The organism is Candidatus Polarisedimenticolia bacterium, assembly GCA_035764505.1.
Taxonomy (GTDB): Bacteria; Acidobacteriota; Polarisedimenticolia; order Gp22-AA2; family AA152; genus AA152.
On record DASTZC010000273.1, the window covers coordinates 1 to 5,301 of the forward strand.

Sequence of the window (5,301 nt, forward strand, 5' to 3'; positions counted from 1 at the left end):
GCGACCGGATGTCGGCCATGGTGCGCTTCTGCTTGCCGCGGTCGATGGCGTTGAGCAGGTTCGGAATCGCGATCGCCGCGATGATTCCGATAATCGCCACGACGATCAGCAGCTCGATCAGCGTAAACCCTTTCTCATTCCTCATTCCTTGCCACCTCCTTCCTTCAGCGGCTAATGGAGCAAGCTCGGTGCCAGAGCTCGGAAGCGGGCTGCGGCCGGCCGAAAGCGAATCTTTGTCAAGGTTTCCGCTCTTGGCCCCGATCCGGGAGCCGGGGCGATTGACGTGGGAAGACAGTCCATCGGCGGTCACGGCTGACACTAGGTGTCAGCTTCAGAGTGAAATCGCGCCGGCAGGCGATGCCGCAGGCAGCTCATGCAGTACAAAAAAAAGCGGTGCCGGAGTCCGGCACCGCCGTGAAAACCGCGAATCGGCAGACTAGGTCTGCGTCCCCTGCGGCCACTGGAAGAACTGGCCGTTGGCGAACACGATGTCGCACAGGAAGTTGTTGGTCATTCCACCCGTGATGGCGCTCGCGACGCCGTCCTTGGCGCGGCTGATCAGGGTGTAGTCGGCGCCGTTGGTGGTGTCACCCTGGAACTCCCACACCTTGTTCCAGCCGTCCGACGTGGGCGCCGTCTTGATGTAGATCGGCTGCACGAACGGAACCACGTTGGCGTAGGAGTTCACCTTCGGGTAGAAGTTGTTGTCCACCGCGTAGGACTCCACCGCCGTGCCCAGCGACCGGATGTCGGCCATGGTGCGCTTCTGCTTGCCGCGGTCGATCGCGTTGAGCAGGTTCGGAATCGCGATCGCCGCGATGATTCCGATGATCGCCACAACGATCAACAGCTCGATCAGCGTAAACCCTTTCTGACCTCTCATTCGAATCACCTCCTGACGCCCCCTAGAGCAACCGGAATGCCAAGAGGCACTCGCCAAACATGACAGCTAAGTTAATTGGAATGTGTGGGTTGCGGATTCAGCACGATTACGGATTCGTGAGGGAGGGTCGGAACGCCAATCCAGCACCGACACGCGGCGTTCGCCCTGACAAAATCCGTCAGCGCAGCGCGGCGCTCTCGACCGACAGCAGCTCGCGGCGAAGGCTCAAGGCCGTGACGCAGCCCGGATCTTCCTTGAGCTTGCGATCCACCTCGGCCAGGGCCTGGCTGCGATCGACGCGGCCCCTGCGGATTTCCGCGAGAAGGTGCGCCGAGTCGTCGGGGTTGACGATCCTGAATTCGCGCGCCAGGAGATTCCGGTAGCGCGGGTCGTCGCGGCGGACGAAGACCAGGGCATCGTCGTCCCAGTAGACCAGGGCCCATCGTACCGGCTGGAAATAGGCGGCCGAAAAGGCCCGCATCTCCTGGCGCGGCGGCGCGCCGGGCGCCTCCGGGGCGTACTGCACCGCCTGGAGCTGCCCTCGCCGCAGCATCGCCGCGTCGATCCCGTATCTCTCGAGCAGCGCTTCCCAGCGCCCCCACGATGCCAGCGAGGCGAAGACTTCCTCCAGAAGCGAGTCGTAAAGCTCGTTGCGCCCGTCGATGAAGACCCGGCCGGCGGGATACCGCGCCCAGGCGAGATAGCCACCGAACTTCACGTCATTGAACAGCCTCCTCCCCACGTCATTCGCCTCCAGGAAGCCCACCGCCCGGGCGGGAGTGATTCGCATCAGGTAGCGGTCACTCCTCCAGGTCGGCGCGGTGCGCAGGAAGATCCCGACGAGCATCAGCAGCGCCGAGGCCTCCAGCACCCGCAGGGCGCTTCCTGGAACTCGTGCCTGCGAGACGAGCCGGGTGAAGGGCCGTCGTAACGCCAGAGGCAGAAGCAGAAAGAAAAAGGCAATGTTCCGCAGCTGTTGAAGAGCGAGCAGGGCGGCGAGGGAAGCTGCCAGGAGAGGTGCCCATTCCACATTGCCGGCTGCCGCGCGCCAGCCCTCCGCTCTGCTGCGCGTCGAGGCCGCCTCCGTCTTGACCTGGCGCAGACGTCCTGCGAGGGGAAGGTCCTGGACCAGAGCCAGAAAGAGCAGACAGCCGGCCGCGATCGCGGTGAAGTAGAAAAGAGGAAAATCCGCGGGCTCCGGCGGCGCCCATTCCATGTTCGGAGCATGACCGGAGGCGATGATGCGCCGCAGGTCCAACGGGACCGCCAGGATTCTCCAGCCTCCCGGGTTCAGCAGGATCGCTCCCGGAGATCCCAGGACAATCCGATCGCGCCATCGGTCGGCCGTCGGGGCCGTGGGTTGCGCGCGACGCTGGATCGACTCCCCCGCCAGCCAGAGGATCGCGACCGCAGCTCCCAGCAAAACCGCCGGATGTACGTTCGCCCAGAGCGCGAACAACGGGAAGAGAAGCCACGCACGACGTTCCTTGCCGGGCTCAGCGCTGGATCCAAGCAGGAAGCAAAGGAGCGCCAGAAAAAAGTAGCTCACCATCTCGGGACGGGGATCGAAGCGAAAGCGGGCGCCGGCCAGTGACAACGCCATGAGGAGCCAGACCCCTTGCGAGTTGGTCCTGTCGCGCAGGAGACACGAGGACAACGAGAGGTAGGCTGCGACCGCCAGCGCCATGACTCCCAGCGCCGGGAACCACTCCCCTGCCACACGGTAGCCGAGATACCCGGCAAGCTGCACCAGCCATTCGTGGTTCAGCCACGGCATCCCCGGCCGGGTGAAGGAAAAGGGGTCGGCATGGAGCAGCTTCCCCTCGGCGACCATGAGGCGTCCGCTCGCGAGGTGCCACCAGAAATCGAAGTTCTCGGCTGCCTTGACGGTCGCGACCGCTGCGGCCGCCAGGAGAAGGAACCGCAGGCCGCGGTCGATGAGTCTTGCGGGTGCGCTCATGAGCGCGAGGCGATCCGGCCGCGCCAGGCCCAGAGAAGCGCCGCCAGCAGCGTCAGGATCGATCCCGCGGCTCCCACCCGCCAGGAGCGCGGTGAATAGTGCAGGACAACCTGGTGCGTTCCTTCCGGGACCTGCACGGCGCGAAACAGATGGTTGGCGCGACGAATCGGCGCGGCAGCGCCGTCCACCTCCGCCTGCCAGCCGGGGAAATAAGTGTCGGTCACCACCAGCCATCCCGCTCGAGAGGCACTGACGCGCAGCTCCAGTCGTTCCGGTTTCTCGGTCAGCCACGTCACCTCGCCTTCCTCGCCCGGCCTGCCCGCGGGGAAGGACTCGCCTTGCAGGATCACCGAGCCTTTCGGATCCCAATCCGGACTCGTGAGGTCCGCCAGAATTCCCCCTTTTTCGGGAAGCGCGGCGCCCACCCAGTAGGCACGCGGACGCGGCGCGGCAAGCCGGTAGAGATGGAACGGAACATTGGTCTGGCGCGACAGCAATCCGGCCGAGGTCAAGGAGGGACTGCTCATCTCACGATAAGTCTGGATCAATCCCACCGAGGCGATCTCGCAGAGGCGCTTCAGTCCGTCGACATCCAATCCGCCGATTCCTTCCACGATCCCGCCGAGGCCCGCCGCGCTCAGAAGATCGGTGCTCCGGTCCAGGGCCAGCGGAATTCTCCAGGGAAGGCAGGTGGCGACGCGGCATGAGATTTCGTCCCAGTAATAGCCCCACCAGGCATCGTCGCTTCCGGCCATCACCGCGAATCCTTCGGGACGAGGCTCGCTGTAGACGCGCGACTCGATGCGCTCGCGCGGGACCAGGTCGGCGGCCGGCGGCCTGGCTTCGTAGAACGAAGACGGAACCACCGGGTTGAGCCGCAGATGGGCCGAAAGCAGGTCGCCCGCCGCGGCCACGAGGAGAAGGAGGGCCGCCTTGCGTGGAGCGAGATAGCCTCTCGAAGCGGCCCAACCCACCAATCCGGCACCCGCCGCCAGCCCGCCGCAGCGCAGCAAAGAGCCTCGCAGGGTCGTGGCGATCGAATCGATCGATGCGGCAGGCAGCTTCCCTCCCAGGCCCAGCAGACTTTCGGCCAGCCACACCGTCGCTCCAGGAGCGAGGGCGAGCGCCAACGCCGCGCCGGCGGCAAGCCATGCCACGACCACCCAGGTGTCCCGGCCGCGGCCGGTGGCGCCCGCGTGCCAGGCCCGCAGGCGATGGTCGAAGCCGCTGGCCGCCAGGAAAACCAGCGCCAGCGTCGCCGGCAGGAGGAAACGTGAAGGATAGCGCAGCGACGAGGCCAGGGGGACCCAGCGATGGATCAGCGGATAGATTCTCCCCGGCGCCCCGAGCGCCGTCAGGATGCACAGCAGCGCGAAGGCGGCCAGCAAGATCTGCCGCCCTCCGGCGCGGCGCCAGGGCAAGGCGGCTGGAAATATCAGCATCAGGATTCCGAGATAGACGCTCAGCAGGAAGGGATACCCCTTCTCGAAGACCAGACCGCCCCAGTAGGATGTCGGCTTCAGCGCCGCCGGGTTGCCGTACAGCGCCGGCACGGCGAGCTCCAGCAGGCGCGGCGGATCGATCGACCAGGCGAGAGCCTTCGTCAGCGGGATACCTCCGCCGCGCTCCGAGGCCGCGACCATCTCGCGTGCCGGGAGGAGAGCCACCAGGGCCAGCCCGGCCGCCAGCGCGGCCCCGGCGAGCGGTCCGAGGAAGGCCCGTCGCATCGCGGGTCGAGGGCTCTCCCAGGCGCCGAAGCAGGCAATCAGCACGGCGCTCGCCGCGGCCACCGGATCCCCCGCAAGCAGCGTGACGCTCAGCGCGCCGGCATAGGAGAGCAGCGCCCAGCGGCTTCCTGTCCGCCGGAAGCGCGCCGCGGCGAACAGGGCGAGAGGCACCCAGGCCCAGGAGGCGAGGAGGTTCTGCAACGATCCGCAGGAAACCAGCGGTCCGGAGAGGGCGAATCCCGCCGCGGCGAGCAGCGCGGACTCCTGGCCGAGACCCTCTTCGCGCGCCCACAGGTACATTCCCCAGCCGGCCAGAAGATATTGCAGGACGACGGACGCGGAGAACGCGACCCCGACCGGGAGAAGGAGGAACAGAAGGGTGATCGGGTGGAGGATCAGCTCGTTGGGATTGGCGGCCAGCGGCATGCCGCCGGAGAGGTAGGGGTTCCACAGCGGGAAGTCCCCATGCAGCAGCCTCTCGGTGGCGTAGACCCGGTTGGGATAGTGGTTGAGGCTGACGTCGCGGAAGTAGAGCCGGCCTTCGCCGAGGATCAGGGGATGAAAAAGGAGGGCCACCGCCGCGGCGATGAACAGAAACGCATGCAGGCGGCGCGGCGGCTCCGCCCCGGGGGGATTCCCCATTGTCGTTCCTACCGCCCGAAGCCTTCCCTCGGCTCCCGGCTCTCCATGAGGTTGTACTTCTTGGCGAAATAGCGGAAGGAGCGGAAGCT

Annotated in this window: 4 protein-coding genes; all 4 read right to left on the reverse strand. The window is 66.4% G+C overall.

The genetic code is table 11. The annotated features are described in order from the left end of the window. Positions 1 to 145 (reverse strand): prepilin-type N-terminal cleavage/methylation domain-containing protein (locus VFW45_17595; GenBank protein HEU5182605.1); only part of this gene is annotated, 145 nt, incomplete at its 3' end. A gap of 291 nt (positions 146 to 436) precedes the next feature. Continuing rightward, positions 437 to 883: a prepilin-type N-terminal cleavage/methylation domain-containing protein gene (locus VFW45_17600; protein HEU5182606.1), complete on the reverse strand. Its 447-nt coding sequence runs from the start codon at positions 881 to 883 to the stop codon at positions 437 to 439. Between the two features lie 178 nt (positions 884 to 1,061). Next, positions 1,062 to 2,843 carry a hypothetical protein gene (locus tag VFW45_17605; protein HEU5182607.1) on the reverse strand — a complete coding sequence of 594 codons (1,782 nt, stop codon included), beginning with the start codon at positions 2,841 to 2,843 and terminating at the stop codon, positions 1,062 to 1,064. Continuing rightward, positions 2,840 to 5,212 (reverse strand): YfhO family protein, encoded by a 2,373-nt coding sequence (locus tag VFW45_17610; protein HEU5182608.1) that lies wholly within the window; start codon positions 5,210 to 5,212, stop codon positions 2,840 to 2,842. Before VFW45_17610 ends, VFW45_17605 begins: the two co-directional genes overlap by 4 nt. Positions 5,213 to 5,301: the final 89 nt, after the last annotated feature.